Below are 14,222 nucleotides of genomic sequence, written 5' to 3'. Positions count from 1 at the left end.
TCAGGAGCCTCTTCATGGATAATCTCAAGACACAGGGCATCAGCATGCCCAAGCTCGGCCTCGGGACCTTCCGCATGCAGGGCGATGCCTGTCGCGCGGCGGTCGAGAGCGCGCTGTCGATCGGCTATCGCCATATCGACACCGCCGAGATGTACGGCAACGAAGAATCGATCGGCGCGGCGCTCGCCGCGGCCCGGCTGCCGCGGGGCGAGCTGCACGTCACGACAAAGGTCTGGCACGAGAACCTCAGCCCCGACGCCATCCGCCGCGCCTTCGAGACCAGCCTGAACAAGCTGCGGCTCGATCATGTTGACCTCTATCTCGTGCACTGGCCGTCCAGGGCGGCGAACTGGGGTGCGGTGTTCGAGACCTTGATGACGCTGAAGGAGGAGGGGCGCACGCTGGCGATCGGCGTCGCCAATTTCACCACGGCGCTGCTCAAGATCGCGGTCGAGGACATCAAGGCGCCGATCGCCTGCAATCAGATCGAATATCACGCCATGCTCGATCAATCGAAGGTGCTGGCCTATCTCAACGCCAAGTCGATCCCGCTGGTCGCCTATTGCCCGCTGGCACAGGGGCGCGTCGCCTCCGATCCGGTGCTGGCCGAGATCGGCGCCAAACACAATGCAAGCGCCGCGCAGGTCGCGCTGAAATGGCTGCTCGACCAAGACGGTGTCGCCGCGATCCCGAAAGCCTCACGCCGCGAGAGCCAGCAGGCCAATCTCGACGCGCTGAAGATCACGCTCGACGATGCCGACCGCAACAAGATCGCCGCGCTGCCGAAGGACAGGCGCTGCGTCAATCCCGGCTTTGCGCCGGCATGGGACTGACCTCGCCGACCGTTTCGTACACGCAAAGAAATGGCCCCGTGAGGGGCCATTTCCGTATTGCGTTGCGCATTAGTCCCAATGATGGCGGTGACCACGCTTGATCACGACGACTCGGTCGCGATGGCGCCAGCCGCGATGCCAGCCGTGATCGCGATGCATGCCGTATTCGGCGCGGGCGCCGTACGCGCCGTGATGATGACCTCCGCGCTTGATCACCACCGTCTCCGCGCTGGCGAGCGTCGGCAATGCAACAGCGAGAGCGCCGACCGCGGCAAGCACATAACCAAGCTTCTTCATGATGTCCTCCTCCAATCGAATGCAAATCTAAACGGCGCATTCGCGTGAACGTTCCGGAGGAATCGCAGGAGAATTCTGAACGCCTGTTCAGGTGGGTTAATCGCAGCGCTGTTGTGCGGGTGTTGGCGCGCCTGTCGCGACGTATTTGCCGTCCCTGATCGTGTACTCGCCGCGCTCACTGCGATTGTAGATTGCGCGCAAGCTGCCTTGCTTTGAGAGGAGCAGACCGAACTCGCGCGTCTGCTGCAGCAAGGGGAAGTACACCATCACATCGAGCAGGCCGTCGGCGTTAACCGTCGCGGATACGACTTCGTTCTCGTCCTTGGCCTCGCCGAAATTGCGCCGGTACATCACCCTTCCGTCCTTCCGGATCTCGTAAGTCAAGAGCGCGCCCTTGTCGCGGTCCGGCCGGACCGCGCAGTCGACCGCCCATGAGCCGAGCAGGCCCCATTGCTCGATGGTCGCCGCAAGCGACTCGGCACCGGCCGCGGGCGTGAAAGCAACCCACAGCACTGCTGCCGCGATCCAGCGGCTCAAACAACGCCTCATGTCCTGAAAAGCCCCACCTCCGAATAATTCCGAAGTGTAGCATCCTGCGCGCGATCGTCCACGCTGACCGCCATTCGCGCGCGAATTTGATCCGCGTCAATGAGGCCGGCCACTTCCGGGGTAGGATGGCGCTCCCGAAGGCGAAATTGGATAGACCGATGCTGAATCAAGTCAGGGATTTCGCAGGCGAGGTGCTGCCGGGGAGCTGTGCCGTGCCGCCTTATTCCGAGACCGCGTTTCTGACCGAGCTGGGCGACCGCTTGAAGTCCTCGCGCATGCGCTGCGACCTGTCGCGGCGGGAGCTTGCCCGCCGCTCCGGCATATCCGAGCGCTACATCGCCCAGATCGAGGCCGGCAAGGGCAATGTCTCGATCGTGCTGCTGCTGCGGCTGGCCTCCGCGATCCACGGCAGCCAGCCCCAGGCGGCTTGACGCTTGAGGTGAGCACGATGGGGCAACTCGTACTGGCAGCCAAGGTCACGCATGTCCCATCGCTGATGCTCTCGGAAAAGCCCGGCAGTCATTTGCGCTCGGCGCGCGAGGCGGCCGTGGACTCGTTGCGCGAGCTCGGTCGGCGGGCGAAAGCGCGCGGCGTCACCACCTTCGTGGTGTTCGACACCCACTGGCTCTCCAATTTCGGCTATCACATCAACGCCAACGCGCGGCATCGCGCCTCGTTCACCAGCCACGAGGCGCCGCACATGATTCAGGATTTGAGTTATGATCTGCCGGGCGACACGAGGCTCGCCGAAGCGATCGCCGCCGAAGCCGGCGTTGCAGGGCTCGATGTCAACGCGCATCAAGTGCCGAGCCTCGGGCTTGAATATGGCACGATCGTGCCGATGCACTACATGAATTCGGACGGCTTCGCGAGGGTGGTTTCGATCGCCTCGCCGCTGTTCACGTCGTTCGAGGAAAGCCGGACTCTCGGCGAGGCGACGCGACGTGCCATCGAGAAATCCGGCGAACGGGTTGCGATCTTGGCCAGCGGCTCGCTCTCACATCGGCTCTGGCCCAACAAGAAGCTGGGCCCAGAGGCGTGGACGAGCGTTGCCAGCGAGTTCAACCGCCAGGTCGACCTGCGCGTGCTCGAGCTTTGGCAGAGCCGTCGCTACCGCGAATTCCTCGACATGCTTCCGGATTACGCAACCAAGTGCAACGGTGAGGGCGGTATGGCCGACACCATCATGCTGTTCGCCGCGCTTGGCTGGTACGAGTACCATGACAGGGCCGAGCAGCTCTGTGAGTACTTTCCGTCATCCGGCAGCGGCCAGGTGAACGTGGAGTTTCACGTCGCGGCTTAAGGCATCGCCCTCACATTTGCGCCTTCTCCACATTGGCGCTGCGGGCCGGCACACCGAACTCTTTGCGGCAGATCTCGGCCAGCACGGCGACGCCCTCGCGGATCTGCTGATGTGAGGGGCTCGCAAAGCACAGCCGCAGGCGCGATCTGGAATGATTCTTGTCGGTCGACCATTCCGGCCCCGGATTGATCGAGACGCCGGCGGCAAGCGCGGCCTGGTACAGCTTCAGCGTATCCACCTGATCGGGCAGTTTCATCCACAGGAATATGCCGCCCTTGGGCTCCTCGAACTCGGCGGCCGTCCCGAACTGCTCGTTGAGAGCTTCCATCAGCGTGTCGAGCTTGGTCCGCAGCGCCTTCGTCAGCGCCGGCACGTGGGTTGAAAAATGCGGCTTGCAATAGGCGGCAAGCACCATCTGCTCCAGCGCGCCCGAGCCGGCGTCCGTCTTCAGCGCCAGCATCCGCGACATCACATCCCACGGCGCGACGATGAAGCCGACGCGCAGCGCGGGCGCGATCGACTTCGAGAACGAGCCGATATGGATCACGCCGCCGTTCGGGCTCATCGCATGGATCGCCGGCGGCCGCTGTCCTGACCAGACCAGATCGGCATAGCAATCGTCCTCGAAGATCGGCACGCCGTAGTCTGCCGACAGCCGCAACAGCTCGGTGCGGCGACCCTCCGGCATGATGCTGCCGGTTGGGTTCTGCACCGTCGGAATGGTGTAGATGTATTTAGGTCGGATGCCGCGGCCCTTGAGGTCGGCCAGCGTGGTGGCCAGCGCGTCCATGCGCATGCCGTCCTTGTCGAGCGGGATGCCGACCACGTTGACGCCGAGCCGTGCCAGGCGGGTGAGCGAGCCCTGATAGCTATCCTGCTCGAAGATCACGGTATCGCCGCGCGTCACCAGCGTGGCGTTGACGAGGTCGAGCGCCTGCAGCGAGCCGGAGACGATCAGGAGATCGTCGACCGTGCAGTTGATGCCGGCATCGCGCTTCAGTTTCGTCACCAGGAATTCGCGCAAGGGCAGATAGCCCTGGGGACCATGTGCCAGCCCGTAAGTGGCGAGCGAGCGGCCTTCGCGTTGTAGAGCCAGGTTGGCCGCCTCGATCAGATGATCGAGCGGCACCTGCTCGGAGTCGTTGTTGCCACCGACAAAACTGTATTTGGCGAGACCCGTCCAGCGCGCAGAGGGGGCCGGCAGCCCTGCGGGAAACAGGGGCGCAAAATCGAAGCTGGACGTCATGGGAGCGTTCCTCGTTCTATTCTTGTGAGGCTGCCGACTTTGCGCCGGTCAGTCGTACTTCTTGCTTATTTCTTGCCGACCGTCCGGGTCGGACGGCCCTGGCTGATGAAAGCGTAATGCGCATTGGCGACGCCGCCAACCATCAAGGCCTCGACAGCAGGCTCGGCGATCTCGCTTGTTGCAGCCCAGTCGACGAGGAAATTGGCTCCGGTCCCGCCGCGTACGTCGTCGGTCGGAATGAAGATCGAGACGGTGGCGAGGGGCTTCAATGCGACGGGTGCCTTCAGATAGCTCTCGACCTGCTTGCCCGCGGTATCGAAATAGGCGATGCGCTTGACCACCAGCGGCTGGGTCTCGGAGGCGTTGTGCACGCTCAAGGTCACCGAGAAGTCGACGCGCAGCTTGCCCTGGCTCATCGCGACGCTGGAATAAGCGGGCACGTAGAACCCGCCGGAGACGGCGAGTTCTTCCTTCGGCAGCGCGGTGAGGGAATCGGCAAAGCTTTGTTCGATATTGACCTTGGATTGAGCGGCTGCGGGGATGGCGGAGGCGAGGGGGCATAGCAGCATTGCAATGGCGAGCCCGATCCGCATGTGACGAATTGCTCGCTTGCCGCGCCGCACTCGATCACTAGGGTGCGGCAAAACGGACCAATCTGGCATGCACGAGCTCATTCGCGACATCACTCTCTGTATCCTGTTTGCCTGGATGCTGGGCCTACTTGCCCACTTCTCCAGGCAACCGCTGATCCTGGCCTATCTTATCGCCGGCTTCTGCATAGGTCCATTTGGCGCCGGCTGGGTCAAGTCGCAGGAATCGATCAGCGTCATTTCCGAGCTCGGCCTGATCTTCATGCTATTCATGATCGGCCTGGAGATCGATCTGAAGAAGATCGTGCGGGCGGGAAAGGTCATCCTGTTCGCGGCGGGCGGCCAGCTCCTTGGCGGCTGCCTGCTCGGGGTGCTGTTCTTCGCCGGCATCGGCTTGTCGCTCGGTGGGGGCCAGTTCGACGCGGTTTATCTCTGCGTCGCCTGCGCCCTGTCGAGCACCGTCATCATCGTCAAGGTGCTCTACGAGAAGCGCGAGCTTGACACGCTGCCGGGCCGCATCACCCTCGGCGTGCTGGTGCTCCAGGACATCTTCGCGATCCTGTTCCTGGCCGTGCAGCCGAGCCTTGCCAATCTGGAAATCAGCGTCATCCTGCTCTCGATCGGCCGCGTCGCGGTGCTGGTCGCCGCCGCCCTGCTGGTCAGCCGCTACGTGCTGCCGCGCCTGTTTCACCAGATCGCCCGCCGCCCCGAGCTGATCCTGCTCGGCGCGCTCGCCTGGTGCTTCCTGGTCGCCGAGACTGCCGAGCGGCTGTCGCTGTCGCGCGAGATGGGCGCCCTGATCGCCGGCGTCTCGCTCTCGACCTTTCCTTACGCGCTCGACGTCACCGCCAAGGTCACCACGCTTCGCGATTTCTTCATCACGCTGTTCTTCGTCGCGCTCGGCATGACCATTCCTGTGCCCGGCCTCTCCGTGATCGGGCTTGCGCTGATGATCGCGGCATTCACGGTGGTGAGCCGCCTCGTCACCACTTTCGCCCCGCTCTATCTGATGAAACAGGGCCTGCGCGCCAGCCTGTTGCCGGCGCTTAACCTGGCGCAGATCTCCGAGTTCTCGCTGGTGGTGATCCAGACCGGCGTCGCCGCCCACCACATCGCGGCCGAGACGGCGAATGCGGCCTCCTTCGCCTTCGTGGTGCTGGCGGTGCTCTCGACCTTCGTGATGACCCGCAGCGACGAGATCACCCGCTGGGCGATCGGCCCCCTGAAGCGGATAGGCCTGCGCGATCTCGACCACGGCAATGGCCATGGTGAGGAAGGGCACGAAGGCCATGGCGAGGCCCGCCGCATCGTCATCCTCGGCTTTTTCCGTGCGGCGAGCGCGCTGCTCGCCGAGATCGAACGGCAGGCACCGGTGCTGCTCGAGCAGATCACCGTGATCGACTTCAATCCCAATGTGTACCAGACGCTGCTATCGCGCGGCCTGCACGTGATCTATGGCGATATCAGCAGCGCCGACACGCTGCTCCATGCCGGCGTCAGCAAGTCCGAGATGATCATCCTCAGCGTACCGGATTCGCTTCTGAAGGGGGCCAGCAACGAGAAGCTGGTCCGCCACGTCCGCACCCTCAACCCGACCGCCATGATCGTTGCCACGGCCGATCTGTTGTCGGATGTGGATGAACTCTACGCGGCTGGCGCCAGCTATGTCACCGTGACCCGGCTCAGCGACGCCCATGAGTTGTTCACGGTGATCGAGGCCGCTCAAGCCGGCCTGTTGGCCGACAAGCGTGCCGAGCTCGATCAGCGGCTCGGCGAACGGCGCGAAGTGCTGCCCTGACCGCGCCCGGCCGGCTTCTCGCCGGGCTTTTCCGCGCCCATATCGCTGGTATGCCCGGTGCAAGTCGCCCCCGGGCAGGGCTGCGGTCCGGCATATGTGGTTGCGCCGGGGACACTAGCGCCCCGGCCCAAGTCCGGCTAAGCCTCCGGGCCATAACCGTCAGAGATTGGGAAATGCCGGATAACGTCCAGGAAGTCTTGCAGGCCTTTGCCCGGGGTGAGCTCGTGGTCGTCACCGACGACGATGACCGCGAGGGCGAGGGCGATCTGATCGTCGCCGCCTCGTTCTGCACCGCCGAGAAGATGGCGTTCATCATCCGCCACACCTCCGGCATCGTTTGCGTGCCGATCACCACCGAAGATGCGCGCCGCCTCCGGCTCGATCCGATGGTGGCCCACAACGATTCCGCGCACACCACCGCATTCACGGTCTCGATCGACTACAAGCCCGACGGCGGCACCGGCATCTCGGCCGAGGAGCGCGCCTCGTGCTGCCGCGCGCTTTCCAATCCCAACGCCGGCGCCAACGACTTCGCCCGTCCCGGGCACATCTTCCCGCTGATCGCCAAGGACGGCGGCGTGCTGCTGCGCTCCGGCCACACCGAGGCCGCGGTCGACCTGTGCAAGCTCTCCGGCCTGCCGCCGGTCGGCGTCATTAGCGAGTTGATGAACGACGACGGCAGCGTGATGAAGGGCGAGCAGGTCGCCCGCTTCGCCGCGCAGCACAAGCTCAAGCACGTCACCATCGCCGACATGATCGCCTACCGCCAGGTGCGCGAGAAGCTGATCGAGCGGGTCTCGACCTTCGTCACCGAGAGCCCGATCGGGCCGCTGCAGGGCTATGCCTACCGCTCGCCGTTCGATTCCATCGCCCACGTTGCCTTCGTCTACAACGGCGTCGGCGACGGCAAGAACGTCCTGACGCGCTTCCACAAGCCGAACATCGTCAAGGACATCTTCACCGGCCACAAGCGCATGGCGGCGGTGCTCGAGCACTTCAAGAAATCCGGCCGTGGCGTTCTGGTCTATCTGCGCGACGGTGCTGCCGGTGTCCCCGTGGCGCCGCTGCCCGATGAGAGCGCGACCGAGGCCGACCGCAACCGCCAGTGGCGCGAAGTCGGCGTCGGTGCACAGATCCTGCGCGATCTCGGCGTCACCTCGATCCGGCATCTCACCTCCTCGGTGCACGACTACAAGGGCCTTTCGGGTTTCGGCATCGAGATCGTCGCCAACGAACAGCTCGAAAGCTAGCACTGTCATCTCGGGGTGCGCGAAGCGCATCCCCCGAGGTGCGCCTCGCCGGTCCCCGGGATTCACGCAGACCCATACATCTGCAACGCAATTGCACTTGTTGCCGCGGCGCTTTACTTTGTCGGGCAAATTGACGGAACCAGACGAAAGGACGTTTCATGACCGCGCGCCCTCAGGCCAAGGACAAGCCGAGTTCGGCTTCTTTCCAGTGGGACGATCCGTTCCTGCTCGACGAGCAGCTCACTGAAGACGAGCGCATGGTGCGCGACACCGCGCGCGCCTACGCCCAGGACAAGCTGCTGCCGCGCGTCGCCAAGGCCTATCTCGAAGAGAAGACCGATCGCGAGATCTTCAACGAGATGGGCGAGCTCGGCCTGATCGGCATCACGTTGCCGGAGGAATATGGCTGCGCCAATGCAGGCTATGTCGCCTATGGTCTGGTCGCGCGCGAAATCGAACGGGTCGATTCCGGCTACCGCTCGATGAACTCGGTGCAGTCCTCGCTGGTGATGTATCCGATCTACGCCTACGGCGACGAGAACCAGCGCAAGAAGTACCTGCCGAAGCTCGCCAGCGGTGAGTGGGTCGGCTGCTTCGGCCTGACCGAGCCTGACGCCGGCTCCGATCCGGCCGGCATGAAAACCCGTGCCGAGAAGGTGTCTGACGGCTATCGCCTGACCGGCAGCAAGATGTGGATCTCGAACGCGCCGATCGCCGACGTGTTCGTGGTCTGGGCCAAGTCGGCCGCGCACGACAACCAGATCCGCGGCTTCGTGCTGGAGAAGGGCATGAAGGGCCTGTCGGCACCGAAGATCGGCGGCAAGCTGTCGCTTCGCGCCTCCATCACCGGCGAGGTCGTGATGGATGGTGTCGTGGTCCCGGAAGACGCGCTGCTGCCCAACGTCTCCGGCCTGAAGGGCCCGTTCGGCTGCCTCAACCGCGCCCGCTACGGCATTTCCTGGGGCGTCCTCGGCGCGGCCGAGGACTGCATGCACCGTGCCCGCCAGTACACGCTCGACCGCAAGCAGTTCGGCAAGCCGCTCGCCGCGACCCAGCTCGTGCAGAAGAAGCTCGCGGACATGCAGACCGAGATCGCGCTGGGCCTTCAGGGCTCGCTGCGCGTCGGCCGCCTGATGGACGAGGGCAAGTTCGCGCCAGAGATGATCTCGATCATGAAGCGCAACAATTGCGGCAAGGCGCTCGACATCGCCCGCGTCGCGCGCGACATGCACGGCGGCAACGGCATCTCGATCGAGTATCACGTGATGCGCCACGTCCATAACCTCGAGACCGTCAACACCTACGAGGGCACCCACGACGTCCACGCCCTGATCCTGGGCCGCGCGATCACGGGCATTCAGGCGTTTTTCTGAGCAAACCGCCTGAATGGGCGATGCGGCTGAACTCTCGAATTGCGTCATGGCCGGGCAGAAGCGCGAAGCGCGTCTTCGCGCTAGACGTCCCGGCCATCCACGTCTTAGACCACGCGAAGAACGTGGATGCCCGGCACAAGGCCGGGCATGACGAAGTCAGCAAGGTATGAGCAAGCCATGTCCGACAACGACGACGTCCCGTTCAACCGCGACTTTCCGCTGAAGCCCGGCGTCGTCGAGCAAGTCCGTCCCGGCGTACGGCGGGTGCTCTGCAACAATCCGAGTCCGTTCACTTTCACCGGTACGGTCAGCTACATCGTGGGCCGCGGCAACGTCGCGATCATCGATCCCGGTCCGGACGACGAGGCGCATGCAGCGGCGCTGCTCGATGCCGTCAGCGGCGAGACGGTGAGCCATATCTTCGTCACCCACACCCACCGCGACCATTCGCCGAACACCGCGCGGATCAAGCGGGCGACCGGCGCGCCAGTTTACGCCGAAGGCCCGCACCGCGCCTCACGCCCGCGTTTCGAGAGCGAGAAGCACAACCCGGAATCCGGCGCCGACCGCGACTTCGCGCCCGACATCAGGATCGCCCATGGCGACGTCGTCGAAGGCGACGGCTGGCGGCTCGAGGCCGTGGCGACACCCGGCCATACCGCCAATCACCTCGCGTTTGCCTGGCCCGAGCGAAAATTCAACTTCGTCGGCGATCACGTGATGGGGTGGTCGACCTCGATCGTGGCGCCGCCCGACGGCTCGATGATTGACTACATGGAATCGCTGGATCGTCTCGCCGCGCGCGAAGAGGATGTGTATTTCTCCGGCCACGGCCCTGAAATTCCGGACGGTCCGCGCTTCGTGCGGTTCCTGATCCGTCACCGCAAGGCGCGCGAGGCCTCCATCCTGCACCGCCTTGCCAAGGGCGAGACCGACATCCCGACCATGGTCCGGGCGATCTATATCGGCATCGATCCGAGACTCACCACCGCAGCGGGCTACTCCGTGCTGGCGCATCTGGAAGACCTCGTCGCCCGCGGCGTGGTGGCGACGGACGGCGATCCCGTGATCGGCGGGACCTATCGGATGGCGAACGCTTAGCGTTCCGTCATTTCTTCACCGTCTTGGCCGGCGCCTTCGGCGGCGCAACCGGCGTCTTCTTTACCGGCTTGAGTGCGTCGGCATCGGCGGCGGTGTTGAGGTCGTCGATGAATTTCTTCACGCGCGCGGCGTTGCTGCCGAGGTCGCTCTCGAAATAGCGCGAGGCGGAGCGGATATCGACGCGGGAATCCTCGCCGTCAGGCACGACCCGGATCGCGATGTCCTCGCGAAACCCCATGATCGGTGAGCGCGCCACCGCCTCGATTCGACCGATGCGGCGCGGCGGCTGCGGCGCGCGCTCGTCGATAACAAGCCATTTGCGCTTGTTGACGAGCTGAAGCGCGATCGCATAGGCGCGGTCGACCGAAATCTCGAGCTCGATCGGCTCGATATCAGGATAGAATTGACGCTGCTGCTCGGCCGAATAGAGGCCGGCATACACAGCGGTGTTGGCACCATCGCCGGTGCGCAGGCGGGCCAGTGCGTCGAAGCGCGGCGGATCGATCGGGTCGGTGGTGATGTCGTGGATCGCCGGCAGCTTGCGGTATTGCAGGCCGAGATAAGCTGGATAGGCGAGGATCGCGCCGTCGATCAGGAAGGCGAGCAGGATGCGCGCCATGCCGCGCGAGCCGTTCTGCCAGATCGCGGCAAAGCCGGCGAGCCCGAACAGGATCGAGAGTGCGGCGATCCCGAGCCCGCCGAAGAAGGTCGCGAGCGCCGGCTTCATCTCCAGGAAGCCGAACCGGAGGATGATGATCGAGACCACCACCGCCACCACGGAGAACACGGCCAGATTGCGCGCCCAGCTCGCGAGGCTGGACACGGGCTCCGACTGATAGGGAGCGGAAAACCTGCGGGCCATCGGGTAAGCTCTGCCGGAGTCTTGGGGACGGTGCCGGCCGATCTGGCACGACTATGGGCCGTTGAGACCACGGCCCCGAGGCAAATTCAAGGGTTCCCGGGATGTTACGGCCTGTCATTCCGGGCTCGATGCCGTTGGCATCGCCCGGAATGACGGTGTTTGGTTTGGCCGCCTACGCCGCCGCGTTCGGGAAGCGGTATTCCTTGAACTGGTCGCGCAGCGCGGTCTTCAGGATCTTGCCCGTCGCCGTGTGGGGGATCCCGTCGACGAAGGCAACGTCGTCGGGCATCCACCATTTGGCGATCTTGCCGTCCATGAACTTCAGGATGTCCTCGCGGCTGGCCTGCTGGCCCTGCTTCAGCTGCACGATCAGCAGCGGACGCTCGTCCCATTTGGGATGGAATACGCCGATCACGGCGGCTTCCGCCACGGCCGGATGGCCGACTGCGAGGTTTTCCAGCTCGATCGAGGAGATCCATTCGCCGCCGGACTTGATCACGTCCTTGGAGCGGTCGGTGATCCGCATGTAGCCGGCCTCGTCGATGGTCGCGACGTCGCCGGTGTCGAAGAAGCCGTCCTCGTCGAGGATGTCAGTGTCGACCCGGTAATAGGCCTTGGCGACGGCCGGGCCGGCGACCTTGAGGCGACCGAAGGTCGTGCCGTCCCACGGCAGTTCCTTGCCGGCATCGTCGGTGATCTTCATCTCGACGGCGAACGGCGCGTAGCCCTGCATCTGCAGCACGTCGAGCCGCGCCTCGCCGGTCGCGTTCTGGAACGGCGGCTTCAGCGCCGCGACGCTGCCGATCGGGCTCATCTCGGTCATGCCCCAGGCGTGGCGGACGTTCGAGCCCATGTCGAGGAAGGCCTTGATCATCGAACGCGGCATCGCCGAGCCGCCGCAGATCACCATCTTCAGGTCCGGCAGCTTCAGATTGTTGGCGGTCATGTGCTGGAGCAGCATCAGCCACACCGTGGGCACGCCGGCGGTATGTGTCACCCTCTCGGTCGAGAGCAGCTCATAGACCGAGGCGCCGTCGAGCTTGGCGCCGGGCATGACGAGCTTGGTGCCCTGCGAGGGTGCCGAGAAGGCGATGCCCCAGCTGTTGGCGTGGAAGAGCGGCACCACGGGAAGCATGGTCTCGGAGGCGCTGGTACCGAGCGCGTCGACATTGTTGGCCATCAGCGCGTGCAGCACGTTGGAGCGATGCGAATACAGCACCCCTTTAGGATCGCCGGTGGTGCCTGACGTGTAGCACATCGCGGCCGCCGTGTTCTCGTCAAAGTCCTTCCATTTAAACTTGCCGTCGGCCTCCGCAATCCAGTCCTCGTAGGCGACCACGTTCTTCAGCGTCGTCTGCGGCATGTGCGCCTTGTCGGTGAGCACGACGTAGCGTTCCACGCTTGTCAGCTTGTCGGCGATCTTCTCCAGGACCGGAATGAATGTGATGTCGGTCATCACGATGCGGTCCTGCGCATGGTTGATGATCCAGGCGATCTGCTCGGGGAAAAGGCGGGGATTGACGGTATGGCAGATGGCGCCGATCCCCATGATGCCGTACCAGACCTCGAGATGGCGCCAGGTGTTCCAGGCGATCGTTGCGACACGGTCGCCGAGCTTGATGCCGTCGCGCTCCAGCATCTGCGAGACCTTGAGCGCGCGCTTGTGGATATCGGCATAGGTGGTGCGATGGATCGGTCCCTCGACCGAGCGCGTCACGACCTCCTGCTTGCCATGAATCCTGGCGGCGTGTTCGATGATCCGGTGGCAGAGCAGGGGCCAGTCTTGCATCAAACCAAGCATTCCGTCGTTCCTCCGAGAAGCCGCTGGGCGGATTGTCGCTCTCAGCGTTGGGCCAAAGAATTGTCATGAGTTTTAGCCTGCCCGCCTTTCGCCGCAAATGGTCTTGTCGCGGCTATATGTCCGTCGGCGCGGCAATGGTTACCGTCACGCTCGGGCTCGCGGATCGGGCAGAGGCGCGCAAATATGGGTCCCCACTCGATATCTTTGGTATTGCTGCACCACGGCCCCACGCGACGGTTCATTCTGCCAAGATATCTGGCAAGGTCCCGCTCCCAAGGTCTCGCCCCGAGGAGGCCCCCAAGGCGTCGGACGATGCTCCTGCGGAGACCGGCGGCAAGCCTTCCGCGGAAATGCCTTCTCCCGGCAAACCTGCTCCCGACAAGCCTTCCGCGGACAAACCTGGCGCCAACAAGCCCGCCGAGGCGGCGCCGCCGCCCGAGAAGCAGGCCTCGGCGTGCCGCCTCGCGCTGACCGAGGAGATCGCTATCGCGCCCTCGATCCCGGATATCCGGGGGCCTGGCGCCTGTGGCGGTGAGGATCTGGTGCGGCTCGAAGCCATCGTGCTGCCGGACAAGCGCAAGGTGGCGGTCAAGCCGGCGGCGATCCTCCGCTGCACCATGGCGTCCGCCATCGCCGATTGGGTGCGCAAGGACGTGGTGCCGCTGGCCGCGAGCCTCGGCTCGACCATCAGCGATCTCGACAATTTCGACAGCTTCGAGTGCCGCGGCCGCAACCGCGTTGTCGGCGCCATGCTGTCCGAGCACGGCAAGGCCAACGCGATCGATGTCCGCGCCATCAAGCTCGCCAACGGGCAGTCGATCGGCCTGACCGATCGCACCATGCCCCGCGAGGTGCGGGAACGCGTGCTGCATTCGGTCTGCTCGCGCTTTTCGACAGTGCTCGGCCCCGGCTCGGATTGGTACCACGAGGACCATATCCATCTCGACCTGGCGCAGCGGCGCAACGACTACCGGATCTGCCAGTGGAACGTCTGGGATCCCCTGCCGCAGGTTGCCCCGCTGCTGCCGGCGGAACGGCCCGAGGAGGCGCCGCCGCGTGAGGTCGCGGCCAAACCTGAAGCGAAGCCCGAGACCAAGCAAGGAGTTGATGACGAGGCGGCGGAGAAATCTCCTGCCTCTGCGCGCAAGCCGGCGGCCGACGGCAACAAAACCCAGGCGCACAAGCCGGCAACAAAAAAGCGCCGGTGAAACCGGCGCTT

Annotated in this window: 14 protein-coding genes; 8 read left to right on the top strand and 6 right to left on the bottom strand. The window is 64.5% G+C overall.

The annotated features are described in order from the left end of the window. Positions 1-14 precede the first annotated feature (14 nt). A complete protein-coding gene (locus ABIC03_RS08410; RefSeq protein ID WP_354057063.1) occupies positions 15-833 on the top strand; it encodes an aldo/keto reductase in 819 nt (272 codons plus the stop codon). A 69-nt stretch (positions 834-902) separates the two neighbouring features. On the opposite strand, the gene ABIC03_RS08405 is transcribed toward ABIC03_RS08410, so the two are convergent. Further along, entirely contained in the window at positions 903-1,130 is a 228-nt protein-coding gene (locus tag ABIC03_RS08405; RefSeq protein ID WP_354057061.1) for a hypothetical protein, read from the bottom strand. 96 nt (positions 1,131-1,226) lie between these two features. After that, positions 1,227-1,679, bottom strand: a complete 453-nt coding sequence (locus ABIC03_RS08400) for a hypothetical protein (protein ID WP_275171739.1) — start codon at positions 1,677-1,679, stop codon at positions 1,227-1,229. A 158-nt stretch (positions 1,680-1,837) separates the two neighbouring features. On the opposite strand from ABIC03_RS08400, the gene ABIC03_RS08395 reads away from it, so the two are divergent. Further along, positions 1,838-2,110, top strand: coding sequence for a helix-turn-helix domain-containing protein (locus ABIC03_RS08395; protein WP_354057059.1), 273 nt, complete (start codon positions 1,838-1,840; stop codon positions 2,108-2,110). Between the two features lie 17 nt (positions 2,111-2,127). Then, positions 2,128-2,982 carry a 3,4-dihydroxyphenylacetate 2,3-dioxygenase gene (gene hpaD, locus ABIC03_RS08390; RefSeq protein ID WP_354057057.1) on the top strand — a complete coding sequence of 285 codons (855 nt, stop codon included), beginning with the start codon at positions 2,128-2,130 and terminating at the stop codon, positions 2,980-2,982. A 10-nt stretch (positions 2,983-2,992) separates the two neighbouring features. Here the strand turns inward: hpaD and ABIC03_RS08385 are convergent, their stop codons facing one another. Next, positions 2,993-4,228 carry an aminotransferase-like domain-containing protein gene (locus ABIC03_RS08385; protein ID WP_354057055.1) on the bottom strand — a complete coding sequence of 412 codons (1,236 nt, stop codon included), beginning with the start codon at positions 4,226-4,228 and terminating at the stop codon, positions 2,993-2,995. A 65-nt stretch (positions 4,229-4,293) separates the two neighbouring features. Beyond that, positions 4,294-4,821, bottom strand: a complete 528-nt coding sequence (locus ABIC03_RS08380; RefSeq protein ID WP_354057053.1) for a DUF3124 domain-containing protein — start codon at positions 4,819-4,821, stop codon at positions 4,294-4,296. A gap of 67 nt (positions 4,822-4,888) precedes the next feature. Here ABIC03_RS08380 and ABIC03_RS08375 point away from each other — a divergent pair, with 67 nt between their 5' ends. From ABIC03_RS08375 to ABIC03_RS08360, 4 genes are all read left to right on the top strand, one after another. Continuing rightward, positions 4,889-6,616: a cation:proton antiporter domain-containing protein gene (locus ABIC03_RS08375; protein ID WP_354057051.1), complete on the top strand. Its 1,728-nt coding sequence runs from the start codon at positions 4,889-4,891 to the stop codon at positions 6,614-6,616. 173 nt (positions 6,617-6,789) lie between these two features. Next, positions 6,790-7,866, top strand: coding sequence for a 3,4-dihydroxy-2-butanone-4-phosphate synthase (gene ribB, locus ABIC03_RS08370; RefSeq protein WP_354057049.1), 1,077 nt, complete (start codon positions 6,790-6,792; stop codon positions 7,864-7,866). A 158-nt stretch (positions 7,867-8,024) separates the two neighbouring features. Continuing rightward, positions 8,025-9,239, top strand: a complete 1,215-nt coding sequence (locus tag ABIC03_RS08365; protein ID WP_354057047.1) for an acyl-CoA dehydrogenase — start codon at positions 8,025-8,027, stop codon at positions 9,237-9,239. A gap of 177 nt (positions 9,240-9,416) precedes the next feature. Then, positions 9,417-10,340, top strand: a complete 924-nt coding sequence (locus ABIC03_RS08360; protein WP_354057046.1) for an MBL fold metallo-hydrolase — start codon at positions 9,417-9,419, stop codon at positions 10,338-10,340. Positions 10,341-10,347: 7 nt separating this feature from the next. On the opposite strand, the gene ABIC03_RS08355 is transcribed toward ABIC03_RS08360, so the two are convergent. Beyond that, positions 10,348-11,202 carry a DUF1499 domain-containing protein gene (locus tag ABIC03_RS08355; protein ID WP_354057044.1) on the bottom strand — a complete coding sequence of 285 codons (855 nt, stop codon included), beginning with the start codon at positions 11,200-11,202 and terminating at the stop codon, positions 10,348-10,350. Between the two features lie 172 nt (positions 11,203-11,374). After that, positions 11,375-13,003 (bottom strand): fatty-acid--CoA ligase, encoded by a 1,629-nt coding sequence (locus ABIC03_RS08350; protein WP_354057042.1) that lies wholly within the window; start codon positions 13,001-13,003, stop codon positions 11,375-11,377. Between the two features lie 65 nt (positions 13,004-13,068). Here ABIC03_RS08350 and ABIC03_RS08345 point away from each other — a divergent pair, with 65 nt between their 5' ends. Further along, entirely contained in the window at positions 13,069-14,211 is a 1,143-nt protein-coding gene (locus ABIC03_RS08345; RefSeq protein WP_275171748.1) for an extensin family protein, read from the top strand. The last annotated feature ends 11 nt before the right edge of the window (positions 14,212-14,222 follow it).

The sequence above is a fragment of the Bradyrhizobium sp. RT6a genome (assembly GCF_040547675.1).
GTDB lineage: Bacteria > Pseudomonadota > Alphaproteobacteria > Rhizobiales > Xanthobacteraceae > Bradyrhizobium.
This window is presented reverse-complemented; position numbering and strand designations above follow the sequence as displayed.

Bases quoted from the DNA above. Each gene is read 5' to 3' on its own strand.
- ABIC03_RS08365 (WP_354057047.1), top strand. From the start codon at position 8,025: ATGACCGCGCGCCCTCAGGCCAAGGACAAGCCGAGTTCGGCTTCTTTC.
- ABIC03_RS08405 (WP_354057061.1), bottom strand. From the start codon at position 1,130: ATGAAGAAGCTTGGTTATGTGCTTGCCGCGGTCGGCGCTCTCGCTGTT.
- ABIC03_RS08355 (WP_354057044.1), bottom strand. From the start codon at position 11,202: ATGGCCCGCAGGTTTTCCGCTCCCTATCAGTCGGAGCCCGTGTCCAGC.
- ABIC03_RS08375 (WP_354057051.1), top strand. From the start codon at position 4,889: ATGCACGAGCTCATTCGCGACATCACTCTCTGTATCCTGTTTGCCTGG.
- ABIC03_RS08345 (WP_275171748.1), top strand. From the start codon at position 13,069: ATGAGTTTTAGCCTGCCCGCCTTTCGCCGCAAATGGTCTTGTCGCGGC.
- ABIC03_RS08350 (WP_354057042.1), bottom strand. From the start codon at position 13,003: ATGCTTGGTTTGATGCAAGACTGGCCCCTGCTCTGCCACCGGATCATC.
- hpaD (WP_354057057.1), top strand. From the start codon at position 2,128: ATGGGGCAACTCGTACTGGCAGCCAAGGTCACGCATGTCCCATCGCTG.
- ABIC03_RS08410 (WP_354057063.1), top strand. From the start codon at position 15: ATGGATAATCTCAAGACACAGGGCATCAGCATGCCCAAGCTCGGCCTC.
- ABIC03_RS08395 (WP_354057059.1), top strand. From the start codon at position 1,838: ATGCTGAATCAAGTCAGGGATTTCGCAGGCGAGGTGCTGCCGGGGAGC.
- ABIC03_RS08385 (WP_354057055.1), bottom strand. From the start codon at position 4,228: ATGACGTCCAGCTTCGATTTTGCGCCCCTGTTTCCCGCAGGGCTGCCG.
- ribB (WP_354057049.1), top strand. From the start codon at position 6,790: ATGCCGGATAACGTCCAGGAAGTCTTGCAGGCCTTTGCCCGGGGTGAG.
- ABIC03_RS08360 (WP_354057046.1), top strand. From the start codon at position 9,417: ATGTCCGACAACGACGACGTCCCGTTCAACCGCGACTTTCCGCTGAAG.
- ABIC03_RS08380 (WP_354057053.1), bottom strand. From the start codon at position 4,821: ATGCGGATCGGGCTCGCCATTGCAATGCTGCTATGCCCCCTCGCCTCC.
- ABIC03_RS08400 (WP_275171739.1), bottom strand. From the start codon at position 1,679: ATGAGGCGTTGTTTGAGCCGCTGGATCGCGGCAGCAGTGCTGTGGGTT.